The organism is Sphingobacteriia bacterium, from assembly GCA_017304685.1.
GTDB lineage: Bacteria > Pseudomonadota > Alphaproteobacteria > Rickettsiales > 33-17 > JAFKLR01.
Map to the genome: position 1 here is coordinate 1,083,596 of JAFKLR010000003.1, position 23,827 is coordinate 1,107,422.

14 protein-coding genes are annotated in these 23,827 nt (G+C 29.9%); 5 read left to right on the plus strand and 9 right to left on the minus strand.

Annotated features, from left to right (window positions below; translation table 11 throughout):
• Positions 1-16 precede the first annotated feature (16 nt).
• From J0H68_05050 to J0H68_05075, 6 genes are all read right to left on the minus strand, one after another.
• The gene (locus J0H68_05050; protein ID MBN8828055.1) at positions 17-2,533 is read right to left on the minus strand and encodes a type IV secretion system protein; all 2,517 of its coding nucleotides are present in this window, start codon (positions 2,531-2,533) and stop codon (positions 17-19) included.
• Positions 2,534-2,573: 40 nt separating this feature from the next.
• Positions 2,574-6,119: a type IV secretion system protein gene (locus J0H68_05055; GenBank protein ID MBN8828056.1), complete on the minus strand. Its 3,546-nt coding sequence runs from the start codon at positions 6,117-6,119 to the stop codon at positions 2,574-2,576.
• 5 nt (positions 6,120-6,124) lie between these two features.
• Entirely contained in the window at positions 6,125-8,053 is a 1,929-nt protein-coding gene (locus J0H68_05060) for a type IV secretion system protein (GenBank protein ID MBN8828057.1), read from the minus strand.
• A gap of 3 nt (positions 8,054-8,056) precedes the next feature.
• Positions 8,057-10,474, minus strand: a complete 2,418-nt coding sequence (locus J0H68_05065) for a VirB4 family type IV secretion/conjugal transfer ATPase (protein ID MBN8828058.1) — start codon at positions 10,472-10,474, stop codon at positions 8,057-8,059.
• A gap of 15 nt (positions 10,475-10,489) precedes the next feature.
• Positions 10,490-10,786, minus strand: coding sequence for a VirB3 family type IV secretion system protein (locus J0H68_05070; GenBank protein MBN8828059.1), 297 nt, complete (start codon positions 10,784-10,786; stop codon positions 10,490-10,492).
• A gap of 98 nt (positions 10,787-10,884) precedes the next feature.
• Complete coding sequence (locus J0H68_05075) at positions 10,885-11,679, minus strand: 23S rRNA (adenine(2030)-N(6))-methyltransferase RlmJ (GenBank protein ID MBN8828060.1); 795 nt, start codon at positions 11,677-11,679, stop codon at positions 10,885-10,887.
• Between the two features lie 64 nt (positions 11,680-11,743).
• On the opposite strand from J0H68_05075, the gene J0H68_05080 reads away from it, so the two are divergent.
• The 3 genes from J0H68_05080 (at position 11,744) to J0H68_05090 (ending at position 14,632) form a co-directional block, all read left to right on the plus strand.
• On the plus strand, positions 11,744-13,018 hold the full coding sequence (locus J0H68_05080; GenBank protein MBN8828061.1) for an EAL domain-containing protein: 1,275 nt from the start codon (positions 11,744-11,746) through the stop codon (positions 13,016-13,018).
• A 94-nt stretch (positions 13,019-13,112) separates the two neighbouring features.
• The gene (locus tag J0H68_05085; protein MBN8828062.1) at positions 13,113-13,724 is read left to right on the plus strand and encodes a DedA family protein; all 612 of its coding nucleotides are present in this window, start codon (positions 13,113-13,115) and stop codon (positions 13,722-13,724) included.
• Entirely contained in the window at positions 13,724-14,632 is a 909-nt protein-coding gene (locus J0H68_05090; GenBank protein MBN8828063.1) for a hypothetical protein, read from the plus strand. The genes J0H68_05085 and J0H68_05090 overlap by 1 nt, the downstream gene beginning before the upstream one ends.
• Positions 14,633-14,810: 178 nt before the next feature.
• On the opposite strand, the gene J0H68_05095 is transcribed toward J0H68_05090, so the two are convergent.
• Positions 14,811-15,923: a penicillin-binding protein activator gene (locus J0H68_05095; GenBank protein ID MBN8828064.1), complete on the minus strand. Its 1,113-nt coding sequence runs from the start codon at positions 15,921-15,923 to the stop codon at positions 14,811-14,813.
• Between the two features lie 163 nt (positions 15,924-16,086).
• Here J0H68_05095 and J0H68_05100 point away from each other — a divergent pair, with 163 nt between their 5' ends.
• Complete coding sequence (locus tag J0H68_05100) at positions 16,087-18,129, plus strand: hypothetical protein (GenBank protein MBN8828065.1); 2,043 nt, start codon at positions 16,087-16,089, stop codon at positions 18,127-18,129.
• Between the two features lie 82 nt (positions 18,130-18,211).
• Positions 18,212-20,881, plus strand: coding sequence for an aconitate hydratase AcnA (gene acnA / locus J0H68_05105; protein MBN8828066.1), 2,670 nt, complete (start codon positions 18,212-18,214; stop codon positions 20,879-20,881).
• Positions 20,882-21,017: 136 nt separating this feature from the next.
• On the opposite strand, the gene J0H68_05110 is transcribed toward acnA, so the two are convergent.
• Both J0H68_05110 and J0H68_05115 read right to left on the minus strand, forming a co-directional pair.
• Positions 21,018-22,424, minus strand: a complete 1,407-nt coding sequence (locus J0H68_05110) for a hypothetical protein (GenBank protein ID MBN8828067.1) — start codon at positions 22,422-22,424, stop codon at positions 21,018-21,020.
• A 258-nt stretch (positions 22,425-22,682) separates the two neighbouring features.
• Positions 22,683-23,795, minus strand: coding sequence for a patatin-like phospholipase family protein (locus J0H68_05115; protein MBN8828068.1), 1,113 nt, complete (start codon positions 23,793-23,795; stop codon positions 22,683-22,685).
• Positions 23,796-23,827 lie beyond the last annotated feature (32 nt).

Sequence of the window (23,827 nt, forward strand, 5' to 3'; positions counted from 1 at the left end):
ATATTTTTAAATTCCATTATTCGTCTTTTTTTCCACCTTTCTTATCAGCCATTTTCACTAAATCTTTTAACCCTGCTTTACCACCGGTCATAATTGCAACTGCAATAGATTTAACACGACCAAAAACAGTTTCTAATGCCTGATTGGCACCACTGCCACCTCTATGTAATCCAAAGAAAGTTCTTGATAACGATTCTGAGAAACCAACAAATTGTTGTAATACTTTTATTATCATAAGGAAGCCCACAGCTTGTAAAAATAAGCGATAATATATTAAAAATTGCTCTTTTACAGCAGAGTCATTTACAGGCGGACCTCCAATGAACCATGCCACCATGTCCATACCTTCAGCTCGATAAAATTTAAGGGTTGCTAGTTTAATTTTAATAAAGCCAAAAATAACTAAATAAATTTCTAACGCATCTTTCCAGCATATGTCTCTACCAAATAATTGAGTACTAATCATAAGCATTATGTATATTATTACAATAGTACCTATTATTAATATTGCTGGTTGAAAGGCCATAAATGTAGTTAATTTCCACCATTCAGTATATAAACTTTCTGTCGTTTTAAATAATAAGAATATAAAAAATAAAGGTGCGAGCGAAATTAAAAACGCTGTACATACCATCATAATACAATAAATAAGGAAAATTCTTACCATCACCATAATGATAACATATAAAGCATAGCCTATTAGTGCTATAATTAGTATTCCAAATGGTCCTAATAATAATAAAGACGCTATCCTTACTCCCATATAAGGGCTTAAGAAACGGTAAAAAGTATCATCCATCCAAGAAAATGGCGTTGAGAATTCATCAACCATTGAAGCTTTTCGGATTAATGTGTCAGTACCAGTTTCAAAAATCACAAACATATGATCATGGAAAAACTCCCAACTACTTGAAGAAATTAAAAATCCAATTAAAGTTATTTTTAACAACTTTATGGTAAATTCCATTAAAGGTTCTTTCACCATACCAAGTAGATATGCAAGAGCGTACATTATGAGAGATAAAGTGACTGCAGCTTTAACAATTAATTGAAAGCGTGTATCTCCTATTGTCCTTGTATATGTATTTCTAACGGTCTCATATACTTTCCTTTTTAAAGGAATTATAAAATCATTATAACCACTGGTCCAGCCTGTATATGAACGCACCTTACTGATATTAACTGTATATTGATCTAAGTTATCATTATAATCAGTATCTACTATTTTAAACCAAATAGTCCCGCTTTTTTTAGGAACTATTTCATTACCGCCAATTATTGGTTCATACTCAATTATTTGATCTTGTTTTTTAGCTTCTTCAACATCAAATCCATCATTATTTAAATTTAATCCTGCATCAGCTATAACTATTCTCATCATTTCGCCATTACGTGCTAAATTTGTATGACGTTCAATTTTTAATGTATAGTTACCGACAAAATGTTTAGCATTTTTGAAAAATGACTTGTCTAACTTAAAGTTTAATGTCCCACTTGAAGGAGCCTTAAAGTAATGCAATATCTTTGAATCATCTTCTTTACTATAAAAATATTTATTTGTAAAAGCGCCTGTAGAAACAAATGGATGTTCTGCAGGTTTAATAGTTTGTTGATTATTAACAGATATTGCTAAGCCTCTGCCATCATAATGGAAACAGTTTTTATAATATGTATCATTATCCGGTAGATATTGCATTGTAGGAGGAGGTGAAGGAGTTGTGTTTGCCTCAAGTGCACTTTTTACTAAAGGTGCATAAACATCTTTATAATATTGATAATATGGATTATCAGGTAGTTTATTACGACAATATCCGAAAGCTGAAATAAAAGCTTGATCTGGATTTGCAATTGGTGCCCTTAATATTTGATTTTTAAAAGTATCAAATTCTGTTTCCTTATTCGGTGGATTGTTAACATATTCCGGATTTACATATTTATAATATTCATCGTCAAAACCTGCTACTGATCTGAATTTTACACTTTCATTGTTAAGCCTTTTGATAACAATTAAATCACCAACTTTAACATCTAGCGGCACATTACTATCACTAACATTTTTTTGAGCATCAAAATTGACAGTTACATAATGATCAATTTGTTTTAAATATATTTCTCCGGTTACATTAATACCTATTTTGTTAATTGCATTTGGATCAACATCAGGGTCTGGATTGTCATCAGGATTGGTGTATACTGGACCTTGTTGAGACTGATTACTTACTAAAATATCCATGGTCGGTTGCCATTTACCACGTTGGAATTTTTCAGGTTTAGGTTTACCGGTAATTACATCAAAATATTCAGGTATATTACTACAATCTGACAGTATCTGACATTCATTTAATGGATCACTTCTTTCAATAACTAATATCCCGTCTGATCTTACAAAATATGTTTGTTGCTCAGTAATACCAGGTGTTGGTGGTGAATAACAATGTTCTTTGACAGTGTCGCAAGCATTAAGTGCTAACATTACTGTTGGAAGTAATATAGATTTTAGAATATTAAATTTATATTTTCTATTTTTTGTCATATATATATTTCTAAAAGCCCCAAATACTTACTCTCTTAACCTAACTATTTTTACTTAATGTTTCTTTAACTAACTTAAATAAGCCTGATTTAATTACTTTAGCTTGATCATCAGTTAAACCATACTCATTTCTGAGCGAATCAAATATATTTTCAAATGTATTTTGTAATTCTTCTGTATTATTTGCATCGATTTGAATACCCTTAAATTGCTCAAGAATATTTTCTTGTATATCTGTATACATACCATATTCTTTCTCTTCTTCTTCTTTAAATAATGTATCTTGATGCTCTTTATACATTTCATCAAGTACATTGGTGGCGTCTTTATATGAGTCATCAACACCTTTTTGCTCTAATGTAGATTTAACTTTTTCTAGAGTTGCTTCAATTTTTTCTGATGCGTTAACATCATTTGCTGCATCATTAATGTCACTGTATAGCGTATGTAAATTATCAAAATGCTCTCTCTCTTTATCCAGCGCATTAAAGAAATTGTCAGTATAAGTACTTTGAATTTCTGTAAATCTTTGCATTTTTTCTTCTTTAAGGTTTTCCTCTCTCACTAAAGAAGTATAATAATTAGCTTCTCCTTGTGATTGTAAGTATTGGTCAAGTGACACATTTGATATACCTTTTTGTGTCATTTCTTCAAATTTTTGTTTTTCAAATTCATATCTTTCATTTCTTGCATCAACAGCTTCTTGAGATAATTTACTGTTGGCTCTACTAATTAAACCATTAAAACTATCATGCAATTTATCATTATTTTCTTGAATTTCTTGATATAAAGTGTTGGCACCTTGGATATCGCCATTGCTTAATTTTTCAACAAGTTCTGCATATTTAGCTTTATTTTCTAAAATCCCTCTTTTAACTGAATTCATATCCTGACTAAATACCGGGCTAAACGAATCATTGTTTATACCATGTAAATTAGAGGTATTTAATCTATCATTAAGCATATCGTTCTGCATAGAAAGCGCATTCATCTGCTTTTTTAAATCTGCTTCTATATTATTAGTACCTGATAATCCTCCTAATTTATCTCTTAATGAATCAATAGGATTATTATTTAGTCCATCTCCTCCTAATCTTCCTTGATTTCTTCTTGCCATTCTATCTTGGACATCGCCTACTATTCTTCCACCAAGTATTTTACCTAAACTTAAGGTTTCACTAAAAATTGTTTTCATCCCACCAAATAAGCTATCTGCAGCAGCAAACGCTCCACCTTGACTACCAGCAGCACCAACGTTACCAAGACCACCCGATAAGAAAACTTGAGTAAGTGTTTGTGCAAGATTGCTTACAAAAGTTACATATCCATCAAATACCATTGTAATAATTAAAATAGTTAAAGCTGGGATAAAATATTTTATTAACATTACCGCTATTCCTAAGAAGCCACCAAAATTATCCGCTCCCCAAGCCATAAAGCCCCAGAAACAAATCATTCTTTCAATTTCAACTACAAACGGTATATAGCCAAGCGGCCCTAAATTTAATTCTATTGGAAAAGCACATTTAAAACATAAATGTAAGTTCATTAAAAAGTTGGTATAAAGCACTAAGAAGATTTGATTAATTACGTATAAACCAATTACAAGTAATCCTGGTTCTAGAGCAACCCTTAATACGATAGTCATATATTTTTCAAATTTATCTTTTAGCATTTCATATTTAAATAATAGAAATGGAATAAAAAATGGTGAAATAGCAAGTAACATACATATTAACAATATACTAAAAATATACATTACTAATGCTCTAAAGAAACCTTTTAGGAAAGTAATACATGCCCATACTACAACGGCAAATACTAATATACCTGCAGGGCTTAGTAAAATAGCGAAAGTTCTACCTACAACTTCAGGATGGAACATTAAAGCAAGAGAATTATCGAGGAAGAAAAATGGATTATCTTGGAAAAGTCTATTACCAAACATTCTATCGGTATCTATAGCTTTCGCTAAGAAACCCGGAATACTTAGTATACCTTCAAAGAAATAGTAACTATAAACATCCCAACTATTCGGGCTTATAAGAGTAACAACAATTCCTAGTTTTGTAAGCTTCATTGCAACTTCTGAAGCAGACATTTGTTCTAGTCCCATAGTAAATTTAACACCAATCACTGCCATCCACAAAATGATAACTGAAATTACTATAGTCGCAAAACCAGTATCTTTTACAATACCCTTAAACATTGTTTGCATTGCTTTTTGAGAATGTTCTTTAACTGTCCTTATGATAGGCATATAAAGCTTTGCAGCTCCTTCAGAAAAACCTTTCGTTTCAACGTTAACACTTATACTACCTTCATATTCAGTCAGATTTGTATCAGGCTTCTCTTTTATTTGCATCCAAATTCGTCCACCTGAATCTGTATGAATTCTATCGCTGTCATTTCTACTTTCTTTTAAATTTTCATGTCTTTCCGCATTTGAAAGAAGATCAGTATTTATATTAGGATCACATCCTTTTGGATTTGTAGTAGAATCACAGTTAACAATAGCCATTTCAACGCCATTATTTGAATCGGTTATATTAACTTTATTTCTAAGCACTCTAACATATACTATAGGATCTATATCTGCCCAATCATTTGTTAGATTTTTTTTAAATGTTAAACATCCATCTTGGTGCGCTATTCTTTGTCTAGTTTCATAATATGGTTTTAAATAATCAGCTTTGTCATCGTCAGATAATTGATCGAGCTTACGATAGTCTTCAGTAAGCGCTGAATTTTCCGCAAGACTTAAGGAACCATCCGCATTTAATTTTGTGGCGTTACCTACTATCCAATTACATGAACCGTTGATACAGTAAACAAAATGTCTTGCAAGAGTTTGCCTAATCCATTCATCTTCATCTTTATTAATTTCTCTCGCGTATTCTTTTTTATTCTTAATCCAATCTTCATTTTTTGCATTTAAAACGGTAGTTATTTTGAAAAGTTTTGTTTTATCAAAATAAACTTCTTCACCAGCCTTAAGAATAGTTATTGTAATTAAATCACCAAAATGAACTCTATCTTCATCCCTACATAAAGAATGATGTGTAACCTTGGCAATAGGATCATAAATTGGAGCAACACCTATAAAGTCTCCCGGGCCTTCGGTATGAAAAAGTATTCTTTTACCAATATAACCACCTTTATGAGCGCTATATTCACCAGTTGCATATGCTTGCTCATAATCACCGTTCTCTGGTTTGGTAAATAAGTTAGGACCTGTAAAATAATAACCCGATATTGATTTAATTGTGATGTTAGAATCGGGGTCAGCATTAGCAAAGCTATTAGTTACCCAAGGAGAAATATCAGCATTTTCATCTGGAACCTGAATTTGTAAAAGGTTACCTCTCATATCTCTGTATTCTTTAGTAATAGTATTACTTAACCCATTAGCACGAATTATAATATTTGATACTGTAGTTGCTCTTACCCTACCATCTTTAATATCATCGTTAGCTACTGGAGGCAGGCAGAATTCTTCCATAAAAGGAATAGGCGGAGTACATTGGGTTAAGCTTATTACAACCCCTATATATATTAAAAATTTCCGTACTAAACTTACCATCATGTATCCTATTCTTCTTGAACTGAGCTTGAAGGTCCGTCACCGTCGCCGCCTTTTTTATTACTATTAGGGTCCCCTCTTTTAGTTTTCTTTTTACCGAGCTTATCTTTTAATTTACCAAATTGATTACCTAATTGATTTGTTAGCTGTCCTGCTACTTGATCAAACAGCGCGGTACCACTGACTGCCATTGCACCTCCCATCGTTGGCGCTCCCGCAAGATCTTGCGCTATTGAATCGACCATTCCTATGAAGAAATAAAATAAAAATGTAAATAATATACACGATAATAAACTATTCATAGCGTTAATACAGGCCTGCCAGAAATCATCTGGCGCTCCTGAAGTAGCACTATTCATATGTTGCATTAAATAACCAAAACTATTTCGACATTCAGTTTGTTTTTCTGGAGATAAAGTTGAGTCAACTTCTAGAGTCCACATTGTAACGCCACCTTTTGCTTTATCATAACCAAATATGCTATTAACAAACTGCGTCATATTAGTACTTGCATCTGTATCTTTGACGTATTTACAACTTGGGAATATAACATTATCCATTATTGTGAACATGAAAGCACAAAATGCCATTAATACCATTGGGTGAATAACATTACTCATTAAAGCAGACAGCCAACCATCATACATTCGTTTCGTAGCATTAAATAATGCCATAGGCACAAAGATAGGAGCAAGGAATGCCACAAGTGTAATTGCAATGATTGAAATTAAAAATGAATGCACTACGTGAATAATTACCGAAATAAATAACATTATAAAAAGCAAAATCAACAATACTATAATAAAGAATATAGGATTAAACATGACTGCAAATAACGTTGCCACAGATCCAATAATATTAACACCTTGACGCGCAATTGTATTCAAACCAAAATAGTAGGCTATTCTACAATCAATATAATCCCAAACTTGATAATGTTTCATACTAATCATTCTACCTGCTGCATCTTCTACTGAAGACGGATATAAACTAGCATCAAATACACATAATCCATTAGCAGAACCTGACATGATTGCAATTTGCGAAAGTGAAAGAGCGGCATCTAAAAATGTATTAAATATAAAATCTACACCATGTTTTACTTCACCGTTAATGGTAAAACCTACAGAAAAGTAGGTTACAAGAATCATTTTATTTATAAATAAAAATATCTCACCCTTTTGCGCAGGTTGAGAAGATAGTGATATTTTAATACCAAAAAACATTACATATAAAATTAATAATGCTTGTACAGTAGATCTTAAATTGTTCTGAAATCTACTTAAAACTGTAACACAAGCATCACTACCATTTCCTAAGAAAAATGTTCTTACGGCTTGTACTACGCAATCTACTAACGGTCCTGTTATTGGTATAAATGACTGTGAATATTGGGAATTACCTTTTCCACATAGTTCACTATTTATATAACATTTATCGGAAGATGACACAGTAGCAACAGGTGGAGTACGATATTTACAACCTACTGTCCTATAACCAAGAGTCATGAGCCATTGGATACACATCATGTCACCAATTTCTCTTGCCCTAAAACTAACTATAGTTCCAGGAGGATTATATGGCTCATCATTGACTCTAAGCGCCATTGCTTTTGGATCAGAAGTATCAAATAAACCAAAAAATGAAGGAGTATAAGTCGCTTTAATCGCCCCTCCAGGTGGAACAGGAGTATTACAAGTTTCTTTAGTTTCGCCACCACGTGAATCAATCATTCTAAAATCATGCGAAAGCCAATAATAAATTCCGAAAGTCGCTAAAATATTTATTATACGATCAAAACCATAACGCGGAATACAACTATCATCATTTCTATCAGCTTTAACGTTAAAGATACTATCTTCATCAGCAAAAGCAGTAGTAATATTATGCGATAATATAGAAAAAATTAATGATATAATTATAAGGAGTTTTTTCATAATTTATTCTCTACCTACTCTTTTATAAAATTCAGGTAACCAATCATCTGGGTTATCTCCTACTTCTTTTCTAATTTGTTCTACTAGTAATACTGTTTCTGATCTACCAGATAGAACATTTATAACATTTGTCATACCACTTAAATTAATCCTTGCAACTACTGCATCGTTGCCTTGCTTAATAAGGAAATATCTACTACCTGGATCAGTAGTTTTAATAAGAGTAAATTCTCTCTCTGATAGCATAAAAGAAGTACGATAAACTTCTGTCGCCTTTAAATTAGGTAAAAATATTTGTGTAGCAGTTTGCTGTATTAATGTATCGCTAATAGCACTTTTACTTGCATCTTCCACGCTTTGAGTTGCAAATACAACAAAGGTATTTAACTTTCTAAGTACTTTAAGCCAATCTTTAATTTTTGGAGCAAATACGGGATTATCGATAAGGGCCCAAGCTTCATCAAGCACTATCATTGAAGGAGTGCCATCAAGTGAAATATTAATTCTGTGGAATAAATACGATAAAACAGGTGCCAAACAGATACTATCCTTTAGTAATTCACCCATTTCAAAACCAAAAACTTTTGCTTCATCAAAATTCACATTATCTTCATGATTATCGAACACTTGAGCATGGGAACCAGTTCCATACCACATAGTAAGTCTTGAAGCTACACTTCCTGGAGTTGCTATTCCTAAGAAAGGAGCTATATTACTTAATTTTCTGTCATGAGGCTCTAACTTATAATTTCCACTTACTGCTGAGGTTAAAAGAGCTATATCTTCTGCAGTTATTGCTTCACCATTTACGGTGACTAATAATTTTAATAAATCTAGTAAAAAATTCCTATTTGTTGGTGTATCTGGTAATTTAAATGGATTAAAACCACATTTACTTGCCGTATTAATTAAATTGTATTTACCGCCTATTGCTCTGATAAATATTTCGGCGCCTCTATCTTTATCAAAGAAAAACATACGACATTTAAATTTCTGTGCTTGAGCGCATAAGAAATTCATGAGTACTGTTTTACCAGCTCCTGTTGGACCAATAATTACAGTATGTCCAACATCTCTTAAATGAAAATTGAAATAATACGGTGTACCAGAAGTAGTATCTAACACTGTTACATGCTCACCCCAATGATTACCATGTTTTTTTCCAACTGGGTAATTGTGTAAAGAAGCAAATGAAGCCAAATTTAAAGTAGTTATTTTAGAACTTCTAGAGATAAACTCATTATTGCCAGGTAATTGCGCCCAAAAGCAGGCTTCCATATTAAATTTTTCTCTTATCGGAGTCATGCCTGCGTTAGATAGCTCTACAGATGCCATTGAAAGCGCATTTTCAAGTAATTTCGGTGAGTTTTCCACACACATTACTGTTAAATGATGGTCCCCAAAACCTATATCTCCACTCATTGCCATATCTTGAGCTGCTGTAATTTCAACTGCTTGGGAAACAGCTTTATCGCCAGCATTTAATAATCTATTTAATTGGCGCTGCATTTCTTCAATTGCAATTTGTCTATTAATAAATACAAATGATTGACTTAAAACAAATTCAAATGGCATTTGTAGAAACCCATCTAGCATACCTGAAAAGGTTCGTGGTCCGTATTCTTTTATACTAACCATACCAGCGTATTTACTACCTGTCGCTCCTCTAATTTCAAAAGACTTTGCACCAAAAAAATGTCTTACTGTGGTTATATATTTATCAATGTCCATTGTGGGAGTAAAATAATGAGCCTCATTATCACTCCAATTCACTATCTTAGATAAAAACTCTACTATCTCTGAATGCATACCTTCAGGTCTTTGGATTACTCCTAAAACTTTTGGTCCGTAACTACTTAATGAATTTAATACACGTGAAGTTGCTTCTTCAAGCTCTTCATATGCATCTCTCATTCCTCTTTCCCAAGCTTTTTTGTCTGTTTTTTGTTTAAACTTTTCAAAAATATGCTCTACTATTGCGGCACCTTTAGTATCAGATTTTCTAATAATAGAGACGTAGATCTCATTTACGAAAGCTTGATTATCTTTATGCTTTTTTTTCCATTCATCATCTACATAAGTAACAAAATCTTTTTTTACTTTAATATTTGGATCAATTGTTTGTTCATTTTGATCAATAACATTTTGTTTACGTCTAATTACATGAAAATATAAAGCTAGAGTACCGGTGGCTAAACCTTTAAACAAACCGTTTCTTAAATTTTTCTTTATATCAAGGTCAGCATCATCTGCTGTTTCAAAAGAAAATCCGCTAAGTTTTATAACTTTTATTAATTCATCTTTTTTAGTTAAAATGGTATTTCTATTCCAATGGCATCTATAATTAATAAACTCACTTACAGACACTTCTCTTCTTATGTATTTGTCATATCTTGTTTTTTCTATTGATAAGCCAGCCATTAAATTTTAACTCTGTTAGAATGGGTCATAAGAATTAGCACCATGAAAAATTTTGTTTTTACATCTATTACATTTTTTCATTTTGACCATAAACAAATCCATAAATCTAGGCTCTTTAAAAGATAATATATATCCTAAGAAGTGCATAAACACCGCTCCAAATATAGCTTTAAATTTATTGTCAAAATTTATGAAGAGTAAAAGAGCAAAGAAAAAATTTACTGCAAAATAATTATAAGGTACCCCCAACATCATAGCTGGTCGAGTTAAACCAACGAACAAAGGATCTGTTTCTATATTACCATCTGACATAATGCTTTAGTATTATTTTCAACAATATTAATATTTTTATATTTAATTTTAAGATATTTATCAAAAGATTCAAGGTTTAATTTTACAAAACCAATAATTTAAGGATAAATTTTAAAACTATAGCTTTTTAGCTTACTTTTTATATCATTCCAAAATTTATTTAAATTCCAAGTTGGGTTTATAACTATTAAACCACATTTTTTCATTCCACTAGAGTTTTGCTCAATATTATCAAACTCCGTAATTAAATAAATATAATTTTTAGTTAATTGATTGATATTATCAAGAAAACTATCAACTATTTCTTCATCTTTTATAGGAAACCAAATAATAATTGTTGGGGTAGAAAATTTTTTCAATAATTTTTCTAACGCCGTCTTAATTTGAATAAATTCATTTTTTTCTTCAAAAGCAGGATCAATAATAATTACTCCTCTTTTTTCTTCTAAAGGTAAAAGAGCATTTAATGCTTCATATCCATCACGATTATGAATTAAAATATTTGTATCTTTTAATTTAAGTAATTTTTCATATATAACTTTATTTTTCTCAATAAAAATTCCTTTATCACTTTCTCTTTTTAGATTTTTAATTATATATGGTGAGCCAGGATAATACCTAATTTCACTATTAACATTTAAACTCTCAATTAATTTACAAAAAACTGGAAATTCTTGTTTTAATTCTTTATAAACTAGATTAATTCCTGTTAAATATTCACCAGTTCTTTGAGATTTCTCATTATAAAGATCATAAATTCCTTGACCTGCATGAGTATCAAAAAAAACTATTGGTTTATTTTTTAACTTATAATATTCTATTTCATGAATTAAAGTTAAATGTTTAATAATATCGGAAAAACTTCCGGCATGAAATTCATGATTGTAATTCATAACTTGTATAATTATTTTAAATTTTTTATAACTACTAATAAATTTTTACGGCTCAAAGGTTAAAATGGATAAAAACTTATTACCGAAAGACTTTAATCTTATAACTGATTTCTATTCAAGTAGAATTTTAGAAATTATTACTAATGCATTAGATGATAAGAATAATAATGAATTAGGGTTTTTAATTGTAGAAATAAAAAATTTTAATAATATATTATTTTTACTTGGTAATGAGAAAGCTTATTCACTTATCCATAAGCTTGGTTATGAAATACAAAAAAATCATGTACAAGTTGAAATCATTAACCACAATCACTTTTTAATTATAATCAAAGATTGCTCGGATGCAAAACTTAGTGAATGCGCTTTAGATTTTTTTAATCAAATTCATCTATTTGGCTTTAAGCAAAATGAAGAAGCTTATTTTCATCCTGTTATAGGAGGAACACTTAGAAGCGGAAGTAATTTACCTAATGCCAAAGATATTCTTAATCAATGCATCACTGCTCTTGATAATGCTAAAGACTCTACACAAAATTACACTTCTTATAAGGAAGTACTAAATATTCAGGCAAAAATTAAAAATGAAATGCATTTAGCTAATTTTGCTCATAAAGCATTATTTTATAAAAACATAGCTTTCGCTTTCCAGCCAATTATAAAAAGTTCTGACGGTACCACCAGCTTTTATGAATCTCTTTTAAGGTTACTTAATGATGAAGGTAAGCCAATTTCTGCAGGCCCTTTTATTCCAATTGCTGAAAAATTTGGATTTATAAATCTTATAGATGACATTTCGTTTAAAATGGTTATCGACAATCTTACAAAATATAAAGACATTACATTATCTTTTAACCTTTCTAGTATTTGTATCGACAATAACAATTTTTTACAAAAAATGTTTGAATTTTTAAGAAATTGCCCTGAACTTGCCTCAAGATTAATAATTGAAATTACAGAAACTGCTATTTTAAAAGACCTTGGTAAAGCTGCATATTTAATTGCAAAACTACAAGATTTAGGTTGTAAAGTAGCGTTAGATGATTTTGGATCGGGATATACTTCTTTTAAAAATATTAAAGCTTTAACTATAGATATTATTAAAATTGACGGCTCGTTTATTAAAGATATTTCTGATTCTCATGATAATAAAATTTTCGTTGAAACCTTTATCGCTATGTGCAAAAAATTTGGATTAGAATCAGTAGCAGAATATGTAGAAACGGGTGATATAGCTAAAACTCTTATAGATCTTAAAGTTGATTACTTGCAAGGAAATTACTTCTCTCCAGCAGTAATTGAAAAACCTTGGCTTAATGAACAAAAGAAAATTATTTAATTTTTTGCTTGATTATTAAACATTTTAAGCTTGCTGGTTAGATGTTTTAGACGTATTATCATCTCAATAAATTTGCAATTTAACTTGAGACATCATGGAATTAATTTTAGACTGGATACAGTGGTTAGTTAACTTTACACATAGCATTGGTTACTTAGGAATTTTTATTGCAACTTTTTTAGAAAGCACTTTTTTACCTATCCCAGCTGAATTAACAATGATTCCCGCAGGTTATTTAGTTTATCAGGGCGAAAGAAATTTAACATTAGTAATTTTAACTAGTATTTCAGGAACAATTTTAGGGGCTGGTTTAAATTATTATATTGCATATGTATATGGTCGCAAATTACTTCTAAAATATGGAAAATATTTTTTTATTGATGAAAAAAAATTAAATTCTATTGAAAAGTTTTTTAATAAACATGGCGCAGTTTCTACCTTTTCCGGAAGATTGATCCCAGGAGTTAGACATTTCATCTCATTCCCTGCAGGCCTTGCTAAAATGAATCTTAAGAAATTCTGTCTATATACTGCCTTAGGTGGCGGCATATGGATGATTACTCTTATAGTACTTGGTTATTATATTGGAGAGAATGAAGATCTTATAGCTGAATGGCTACCTATTATAACTATTTTTATTCTTTCAGTCTGCGCAATTTTTGTAGGAATTTACACAAAATTACAAACAAAAAAGAAGGATAATTAATGGATAGCAGATGGTATAATATACTTCTATTTTTAGGCAGCATATTTTTTCTATTCTTCCTTTTTGAGAATAAAATAAATAAAGGTATTAAAGTTTCGCAAGAAATTATTGATGCACCCCTTGCCCCTCCTCCTACAAAGGATATTGTTAAAGAAATTACAGGAAAGGAAGTAAATAAAGATAATTTACTTGAAAGAAAAATTGCAGGAATAGTAGCTTCTTTCGCAGAAACACCTCAAGGTAAAGATTTTTTAAGGGGGTTAATTCAACCAGTTAATCCTATTAATGAACTTGAAAATAATTTTTTAGATGTGGAATTACCAAAATCAATTATTGAATATAAAATTATTGAAATAGGCTCTGTTAAAACCTCAAAATGCGGAGATAAATTAGATATAATCGATTTAGATAATAATAGTTCTAAAGTGATAACTTTAGGATTAAATGAATTTCATAATCTTGACCCTATAATTGGTTTAATGAGCATTGGTGAAACACGAGAAATTTCCTTAATGTCTAAGAAATTTAAAATCAAACTTAATAAAATTATCCATGAAGTAAAAAGAGAAAAAAGCTTGCATTTTTTTATGAATAAACCTACCAACCGAATTGCATGCGGGAGAAAAGTAGTAATAGATACAGCATTAAAAGACTTTAATAATGAAAAAATATATCATTATAGCGAAGTTAATAAAAAACCTTTAATAATAAATGTTAATAATAAAGACTTACCTACTTTTATTTTAGACCCACTTATTGCAGGTGGAATAGGAAATAAAGTATCAATTATTTTAGATAATAAGAAACTAAGTGAAGCGAAGAAATATTTTAATTTTCTATCAAACATTACTCTAAAAAACTCTGAAGTTTTTTCTTTAGAAATAGTGAGCCTGGCTTATATGGAATAGTTTTATATATTTTTCTAAATAAATACAATTTTAGAAAATGCTGATATAACCTATATTTTAACAGATTCAAACCTTTAGTAATTATTAATGGCGCTGCATATTATTAATCTTATTCCACTAAATTTTTTCGTGGAATAAGATTCTTTTATTTTGAAAAACTTTAATATACACCTTTAAACTATTGGAGTTCAGTTACTCCTCTATCCTCGCCTTTTCGTATAAAGACATTATTCTTAATGTCAAATATGTGCATATTATTATCAAAAACGCTTATTTTCAATTCATTTAGATTGGTGTTACCATTTTCCAAATAACTGATTAACTGGGGAATTAAAAGAGAAAGCTCAAATCCAGAGATAATATTATTATTAACTATTTGATTATTATTTAATCCCCTTAATATTTCCTCATAATCATTATGTTTAAATTCTGCAAATAAAATACCTTTTAAAACCTCATTATCAATTTCAGCGAATTTATCATATTGATTTGTCCCAAATATTTTTACACTTGTCATATCAACCTGCTCGCTTATAAAAGTATCTATTATATCTTTTATATACTTACCTGTATCCAATATTAATAATGCATTTTTAGTTTTTAGTGGATCTTGGGCTTTAAGAGACTCAGCCATTGATTTAGAAGCAAAAGTTAAAGATTCATTATCGTTATATTTCTCAATTTTAACTATAGTAGCATCATTTATATTTACTATTTCACTTAAATGCTCAATAACCTGATCAGCCACTTTTGTCTTTGGTGATAAGATAAATATATGCTTATAATTTTCTTGTAATAAGTTTTCTATTACAATTTCGGCATATCTTTTTGGGTGAAGGCCATAGATATAAACATTTTCTTTAGCAATTTCTTCATCATTAGAAAATGAAATAATCACCGTGTTTTTACTAATATTCTTTCTTAATTGTTCCGTATATTTACTAAAATACGGGCCATAAATAATTTTAATTTTATTGTTATTAATATAACTTATAGCTTTCTCTAACTCAGTTTCCGAATCAAAAAATTTTATATTTATATCTTTATATTCCTTATCTATTGAATGTAAGGTTTTAACCGCTTGCTTCATTCCAGTGGCTATATCCTTTCCGGTTCCATCGTGGCTACCTGTAAGAGGTAGAAGAGCAACGACAGTAAATTTGCCAACAAATTCTTCTTCTTTCTTTATTATTACTTTTTTATTTACAGTTTTACCAAGTAAATTATCAGTATATTTACAACCCGTAAACGAAGTAAATATCCATAAAATAATAAGACATTTTTTAAACATATATATTTCTCAAGATTAATTTTAAAAGTGCAGAATTATAATATATTAAAAACTTATAACTTACAATCGTTGCCTTACAACTAAAATATGTTAATATAATATTAACTATTTAATGTTTTAATTAAATAGTTAAATTATTTAACTATTTATAATAGGTTATTATATGTCTAAAAGTAGTGAAGAAAAAGTACAAGTAGAATCTACTGGTGATAAAACTCCTAGCACTGGAAATTCAATCCCTTCATTACATATTGTTGATATATTGCCAGAACATCAAACTCAAGTTGCACAATTAAGAGGAGAAATGAGAGCTAATAACTCACTTGAAAAAGATGAAAAAATTGCACGCGAATTACAAGACAAGTTAGAAAAAGAATCTCTTAATAATAATACTAATGAACCAAAAGAAACTAAAACAAAAAAAATAAAATTAATTAAAGAGGAAAAGTCTGAAGAAGGAAGTGAAGAAAAAACAGAGAAAATCTCACCTGATATTAAGGGTATAAAAACTTCTAATAATAACATTATTAATAATGCAAGTAACTTTGTAGGAACAGTAATAAATACTGCTGGAACTGCTGCTAGTGAAAAAAAAGAAAAAAAGAAAGTAAATAAAGAAACAAAAAAAGAAAATGAAGATGTCATCATTGATGTAAATAAAATTGATTTTGGAGATATTGGTGAAGGGTTGACTCAAACTCCCTCAACTATCGATCCATTTCGCTTTGATGATTTAAACTATCGTCAGAATAATGACAATTCTAAAGATCAAAAAAGAAACGCTAAACGTTGTTACTCTCTTTCACAAAGACTGGAATCTGATGTTATTGGCTCTATTATGCGTTATGCTAAAAATTTTAAGTCAGAAGCCTTTATGTGGATGAATAAATGGAGAAAAGCCGATAAAAAAATAAATCAAATAACTATTAGCAACGATAACCCATTTGATAATACAGAAAATATTGAAGAAAGATTAAATAACAATTTATTACTTCCAAATTTAAGCCAAACTGTTATTGAAAGTAAAGAAAGAGCGGCAGAGGCTTTAAAACAATATGGTGTCATTAGTTTAAAACTTGCAAAATCTTTGAAACAAAAAAGATCTGCGAAACTTAAATTTATTGGTAATATTGCTTTAATAACTGTTTCCTTTGGTGGAAGTATTGTGATGGAAGTATATGGAGCAGGTTATCTAGCAACTAGGATTATAGCTCACACCTCTACTTTTCTTGCAACATTAGTAGGAGGACAAGGTACTCAAAACGCATACAAAGAATTAGGCAAAGCTGATAAAAGTGCTGTTGGAAATTTTTTCGATGAAGATGAAGGCTTGCCAGAAACAATTAAAGATATTTTAGATAAAAACCTTAGTAATAATAATGCTGAAAACCGTGAAGAACAAAATATAGCTACAGCAAATGACATTGCAATAGCGGTAAAAAATAGAAAAACACGCCCTCAACTTGCAGTACCTAAATTAAAAGATATTGGTCAATGGGGCAGTACTTTTTCTATGGGGGCTACTACTTTTAGAAGTTCAAGTGATACTGTTAAAAGCGTCTATTCACCTAGACAAGACAATATTAGTAGATTTAATGCATTAAGTAACTTTAATAATGCAAATAGATGGTTAACTACTTTTGAAATTTTGGAAATTTTAAGAGAATATAATTCTAAAATTACTGTGCATCTATCGGCAAATCTTGCAGAATCAAACAAGTCAGAAGAAACATTAGTAAATGGTTATAAAGAGAATTCTACAGTTTTAATTATACAAACAATTAAGGCAAATTATATTAAAGAAGAAAATTATAGAGAACTTGCAAAACCTGAAATAAACGGCCCTGTTGGAACATATTATGCAGGTATTTTATTACATAATAAAACTATTTATTTAATTAATCCAAGAGGCGAAAAAACTGATCACACCGCAAACATTTTGAAAAGCTTTAATGAATTAAAGAAACATCTTCCAAATGTAATAACATTAATTAAAGATAATGATAAACCGCAAGTGATTTACAATCAAGGTGCTGATAGCGGGTTTTATTTGATTCAAAATATAATGGATATTGTTGAAGGAAATTATAATGGTAAATCGGTAAGTTCATTAGCTAAAAGCGAAGATATTAGCAAAATTAGAGATAATTTTCAAAAAAACTTTGGACATATTATTAATAACAATAGCCCAAGAAGAGAAAAGTAGAAAATTATATAAATTTTTAAACTATTGATATTGATTGCTTTTTTTAGATGTTATATGCTGTGGATGAATTAATGGAGAACTTATGAATAAAGAACAATTTATTGATAGTTTTGATGTAAAGGGAAAAACTTATTACTATTATAATTTAAATAAAATTGCTGAAGTTTATAAAATTGATCTTAATAAACTTCCTTTCTCAATGAAGGTGTTACTTGAAAATCTTGCACGTAATTTTGATGGAATCAATGTTACTGAAAAAGATTTTATATCGATTAAAGATTGGGTTGATAATCCGAAATCAGATCGTGAAATTTCTTTTATGCCTGCAAGAGTATTGATGCAAGATTTTACTGGCGTTCCTGCAGTAGTTGATTTAGCAGCGATGAGAGATGCTGTAAAAGCATTAGGTGGTGATCCAAATAAAATCAACCCTCTTGCACCTGTTGATCTTGTAATTGATCACTCTGTACAAGTAGATATTTATGGAACAAAAGATGCGTTTGAAAAAAACGTTGAACTAGAAATGGAAAGAAACATTGAAAGATATGAGTTCTTAAAGTGGGGACAAGAAGCATTTTCAAACTTCAAAGTAGTACCGCCTGGAACAGGTATTTGTCACCAAGTAAACTTAGAATATTTAGCGCGTGTTGTTTGGACAAAAGAAGAAAATGGTAAAACTATAGCATATCCTGATACATTATTTGGAACTGATAGCCATACAACAATGGTTAATGGTTTAGCCGTACTTGGTTGGGGTGTAGGTGGTATTGAAGCGGAAGCAGCAATGCTTGGTCAGCCTCAGTCAATGGTATTACCAGAAGTTATTGGATTCAACCTTTCTGGTTCACTTAAAGAAGGGACAACTGCAACAGATTTAGTACTTACAGTAACTCAAATGTTACGTCAAAAAGGTGTAGTAAATAAATTTGTAGAATTCTATGGTGAAGGCTTACAAAATTTATCACTTGCAGATAGAGCAACGATCGCTAACATGGCTCCTGAATATGGCGCCACTTGCGGCTTTTTCCCAATTGATAATGAAACACTAAAATACTTACATCTTTCTGGTAGAAGCGAAGAAAATATTCAATTAGTTGAAGCTTATGCTAAAAAGCAAACAATGTGGAATGAAGGTAAAAAAGACTTGAAATTCACAGATATTTTAAACTTAGATTTATCTCAAGTTGAACCAAGTCTTGCAGGACCTAAAAGACCTCAAGATCGTGTTTCATTAAGTACCGCTAAAGATTCTATATTAAAAGTTTTACCTGAACTTTCTAAAGCTGGTAACACTTCATTATCTAAAGATTATGAAGTTAAAGGACAAAATTTTAAACTTGCAAATACCGATGTAGTTATTGCAGCTATTACAAGTTGTACTAACACTTCAAATCCAAGTGTAATGATAGCAGCAGGAATTGTTGCTAAAAAAGCTAGAGCTTTGGGTATAGTTTCTAAACCTTGGGTAAAAACTTCATTAGCTCCTGGTTCAAAAGTTGTAAGTGAATATTTAGATAAAAGTGGTTTAACTCAAGATTTAGAATCTATTGGTTTTAACTTGGTTGGTTATGGTTGTACTACATGTATTGGTAACTCAGGCCCATTAAAGAAAGAAATTGAAGAAGCAATTTCAGCTAATGATGTTGTAGTTGCATCTGTATTATCAGGAAACCGTAACTTTGAAGGAAGAGTGCATCCGTTAGTTAAAGCAAACTATCTTGCGTCCCCTCCTCTTGTGGTTGCTTATGCTCTTGCAGGTACAATGAATATTGATTTATCAAAAGATATTATTGCAACAACGAGTGATGGTAAGCCAGTTTATTTAAAAGATATTTGGCCTACTAATAAGGAAATTGCAGATGTAGTAAATTCAGTAATTACACCCGAAATGTTTAAAGCAAAATACAATGATGTGTTTAGTGGTGATAAATATTGGAAAGAAATTAAAATTGCAAAAGGACTTAATTACGCTTGGAATGATAAAAGTACTTATATTCAAAATCCACCATATTTTGTTGGTATGAGTAAAAATACTAATATTATTGGCGATATTAAAGGGGCAAGATTACTTGCATTACTTGCAGATAGTATTACAACCGATCATATTTCACCTGCAGGAAATATTTCAAAAGCTGGCCCTGCGGCAAAATATTTAAGTGACCAAGGTGTTGAGCAAAAAGACTTTAACTCATATGGCGCTCGTCGTGGGAATCATGAAGTTATGATGCGTGGAACTTTTGCGAATATTCGTATTAAAAACGAAATGCTTCCAGGTGTTGAAGGTGGACTTACAAAATATATTCCTACTCGTGACACTATGAGCATTTATGATGCAGCAATGCTTTATAAAAATGATAAAACACCTCTCGTTATTTTTGCTGGTAAAGAATATGGCACAGGTTCTTCACGTGACTGGGCTGCTAAAGGAACATTATTGTTAGGTGTAAAGGCAGTAGTTGCAGAAAGCTTTGAAAGAATTCACCGTTCAAATTTAGTTGGTATGGGTGTATTACCACTTGTATTTAAAGACGGCGAAAATAGAAAAACTCTTAACTTAACTGGTAATGAGCAAATTGATATTTTAGGCCTTTCAGGTGAAATTAAACCTAAAATGGAACTTAAACTTATCATTACTCGTGAAGATGGTTCTAAACATGAAACTTCATTGATTTGTAGAATTGATACAAAAGTTGAAGTTGAATATTTTAAAAACGGTGGAATATTACCTTACATGATAAGGAATATGATATAAATTTTTATATCTCACAAGTTTTAAGAAAAACAGGTAGAAAGTTATGATTTTCTACCTGTTTTTATTTGATTATTTTAGCACAAATTTAGTTAAAAAAGCTTTTGGAAATTAGATTTAAAATTTCCCTTAGTTTACTTTATAAATCTATAAAAAATGATCTTTTGTCTCTTTGCTTTCTTTTTTCTTCTTCTTTAGCGTACCAACTTATAATTTCGTTGATTTCAAAAGGTAAACTAATTTTGTCATTCGTGACAGGATTAGTTGCATATAAGCCTTCATTTCTATTTAATCCAAATGTAAGTTTATTTTCAATTAAACGGCTATCAGCTTTATTTTTTAAAAACTCTATATTTCTTTGAAAGAATGGGTATAAATGAGGTGTTTTATTGTATAACTCTATAACACTTTTGTACCTTATATTTAGATTTACTAAAAATTCTTTTAAGTCATCTTGTGATAAACCACTTAAACAAAAATTAGGATGAGAAACATTTTGATTTATACGTGTTAAAATATTTAAACTAATTCTATTATTTTCTTCAATAAATGCGTGTAAATCAGGAAAAGCCTGTTGTAAAGGCTCCTCATAAGATATCTGTACCTCTAACAAATTTCTATTAGTATCTTTATTCGCTAGAATACCTTTAGCCATTATTTTTTGAGCTCTTTTATTAAAGTTGTTATTTCTTAAATCAATTGAAACTAAACTTTTATTTTCCTTTAAAAATTGTACTATAAATTCGGCTACATCAACGCCAGCAATAAGAATGTTCATCGTCCCCAGCCAATTAGAATGTAAGTTTAAATGTCTAAGCGTATTATTATATTTCAAACCATATAATATAGATTTTAATCCCTCAAAACTTATACAGTTTCCTGAAAGATCTAGCGTAACTAAAGTTGTATTAGTAGCTAAAGCCTTTCCAATAGCTTCAGCACCATTATCATTTATGGAATTATTAGCTAAAATAAGTTCAGTAATTTGTTTATTATCTTTAATTAATTCTGCTAATTTAAATATATCAGCCTGACCAATAAAACGATCTGACAAACTATTACCACTATATGGTTTTAAAATTTTAGTAGTAAACTTTCTAATTTTAGTACTTAAACCAAATGTAACTTTATCTTCAATATAATTTAAAGGTTGTCTAATTGATCCGTTCATAATTTTTTCAGAAAAGAAATTTATTGCTCCAAAAACAAACGAAAGACCATTTGACGATTTTTCACCATAACTTTCACCTAATTTACAAGAAGTAAGGTTTAATTTTTGTACATTGTTAGTAGTTTTATTTAACGTATCGACGATATTAAAAATACCTCTATCTTTATTAAAAATATTTTCAATTAGACTGCTTCTAACTGCTTCACTATTAAAATCATCGTTACTAGTAAAATTAATCGAAATTAAATGTGTATTAGTGTCGTTATTAAACCCACTTAAAATTATCTTAATATCTTCAAAAGAATAATTCCTGAAATTTAAATTAGTTAAAGTTGGATCATTATTTCTAATTCTATCTCTAGTAGCATGAAGCATTTAAAACCTCACATTAGCAATTTATTTAATAGCAATTTACTTTACAATTTATTATTAATCAAATTTTATTATTCAATTAATATCTTTTTATATTAAATTCAGTTAAATAGTATTAAATTTTATGGAATTAAATAATATATGGCACGTATAAAAAATTATAACTTTTCTAATGTAGCTGTATTTATCAATACTGAAAATGTCAGTAACTAAGTAATTTCATATTAATGAGATGAAATATATATCAAATTATTACTAATTTTATTCACATAAAGCTTCTGCGATTAAATTTAAATTCTCATCATTTTTCTTAATTAGTTCTTTAGCTTTTTGTTCAAGAACAGCGATATTATCAGGCGATGTATCGTCCATCTCACTATTTTTTGGATCCAAAATTATTTGCATACGAAAATAGTCATTATGGGGGTGATGATTATCAAATACATATCTCATTTGGTAATCTGTAACTTCATTTTCAGAATACATCATAAGTGGAATTATTTTTTTTGCCCAGCCAAGTAGCCCTGCGTTTTCTACATCTCTACGCTCAATTTTTTTACTGCTTGAACCTATATTAGTACCAGTTCCAAGTGAAATAATAAGAAAATCATTATCATAACCATGTAGTTCTACAGCATGAACAGTAGCAGAGAGCGTTGGATTATTTACTGCTACACCTCCATCAATAAAAGTGTAAGTATTTTTACCGGTCATTTCTTGAACAACAGCTGGCCTAAAATATGTAGGAGCGGCAGTTATAGCTCTCGCTAAATCTTTAAGTTTATAATTTCTTTCTGGATCATTTTTAGCTCGGGAAGTTTTAAAAAAGAATGTCATATCTTTTTCAATTTCATACGCAGGCAAGATAACATTAGTTATAGTATTTTTTAGTTCAGTATCCGCAAAATATTTTTCTAATAAACTTTCAAAGGATTTTTCTGAATATTTAGCATCTACCCAACCAAAAAATGATTTTGCATTTTGCCATAAAGATTTCTCAAACACATCCTGACCTAAGTTTTTATATAATGAAAGAACATCATCAATATTATATTTAGGTTTTCCATTTGAGTCAGGTGTATTAAGTAATAATATAATTAATCCTCCTGTTGAGGCTCCCGCCATTATATCAAAACAATCAACTAACTTTTTATTACTTTTAAGGCGGCCTTCTAGATCTTTTAACACCATTGCTGGAATTAAACCCCTTATACCTCCACCATCTATAGAAAGAATTTTAATACGTTTATTGGGTATAGAACCTTGTCTAGTAACGGTAGAAAAATTATCTGCTTTTACATTTTTTAATAGTATTATTGGGTTCAATAATACTATTAATAAGTATAATGTTATGTGTTTAAGGTGCGAAAACATTTTGTCTCCCCTTTATTGAATGTCTTAAGTAT

What these genes read in the sequence shown, in the direction of transcription:
- J0H68_05050 (MBN8828055.1), bottom strand. Translation starts at nt 2,533, where the DNA reads ATGACAAAAAATAGAAAATATAAATTTAATATTCTAAAATCTATATTA.
- J0H68_05055 (MBN8828056.1), bottom strand. Translation starts at nt 6,119, where the DNA reads ATGATGGTAAGTTTAGTACGGAAATTTTTAATATATATAGGGGTTGTA.
- J0H68_05060 (MBN8828057.1), bottom strand. Translation starts at nt 8,053, where the DNA reads ATGAAAAAACTCCTTATAATTATATCATTAATTTTTTCTATATTATCG.
- J0H68_05065 (MBN8828058.1), bottom strand. Translation starts at nt 10,474, where the DNA reads ATGGCTGGCTTATCAATAGAAAAAACAAGATATGACAAATACATAAGA.
- J0H68_05070 (MBN8828059.1), bottom strand. Translation starts at nt 10,786, where the DNA reads ATGTCAGATGGTAATATAGAAACAGATCCTTTGTTCGTTGGTTTAACT.
- J0H68_05075 (MBN8828060.1), bottom strand. Translation starts at nt 11,679, where the DNA reads ATGAATTACAATCATGAATTTCATGCCGGAAGTTTTTCCGATATTATT.
- J0H68_05080 (MBN8828061.1), top strand. Translation starts at nt 11,744, where the DNA reads ATGGATAAAAACTTATTACCGAAAGACTTTAATCTTATAACTGATTTC.
- J0H68_05085 (MBN8828062.1), top strand. Translation starts at nt 13,113, where the DNA reads ATGGAATTAATTTTAGACTGGATACAGTGGTTAGTTAACTTTACACAT.
- J0H68_05090 (MBN8828063.1), top strand. Translation starts at nt 13,724, where the DNA reads ATGGATAGCAGATGGTATAATATACTTCTATTTTTAGGCAGCATATTT.
- J0H68_05095 (MBN8828064.1), bottom strand. Translation starts at nt 15,923, where the DNA reads ATGTTTAAAAAATGTCTTATTATTTTATGGATATTTACTTCGTTTACG.
- J0H68_05100 (MBN8828065.1), top strand. Translation starts at nt 16,087, where the DNA reads ATGTCTAAAAGTAGTGAAGAAAAAGTACAAGTAGAATCTACTGGTGAT.
- acnA (MBN8828066.1), top strand. Translation starts at nt 18,212, where the DNA reads ATGAATAAAGAACAATTTATTGATAGTTTTGATGTAAAGGGAAAAACT.
- J0H68_05110 (MBN8828067.1), bottom strand. Translation starts at nt 22,424, where the DNA reads ATGCTTCATGCTACTAGAGATAGAATTAGAAATAATGATCCAACTTTA.
- J0H68_05115 (MBN8828068.1), bottom strand. Translation starts at nt 23,795, where the DNA reads ATGTTTTCGCACCTTAAACACATAACATTATACTTATTAATAGTATTA.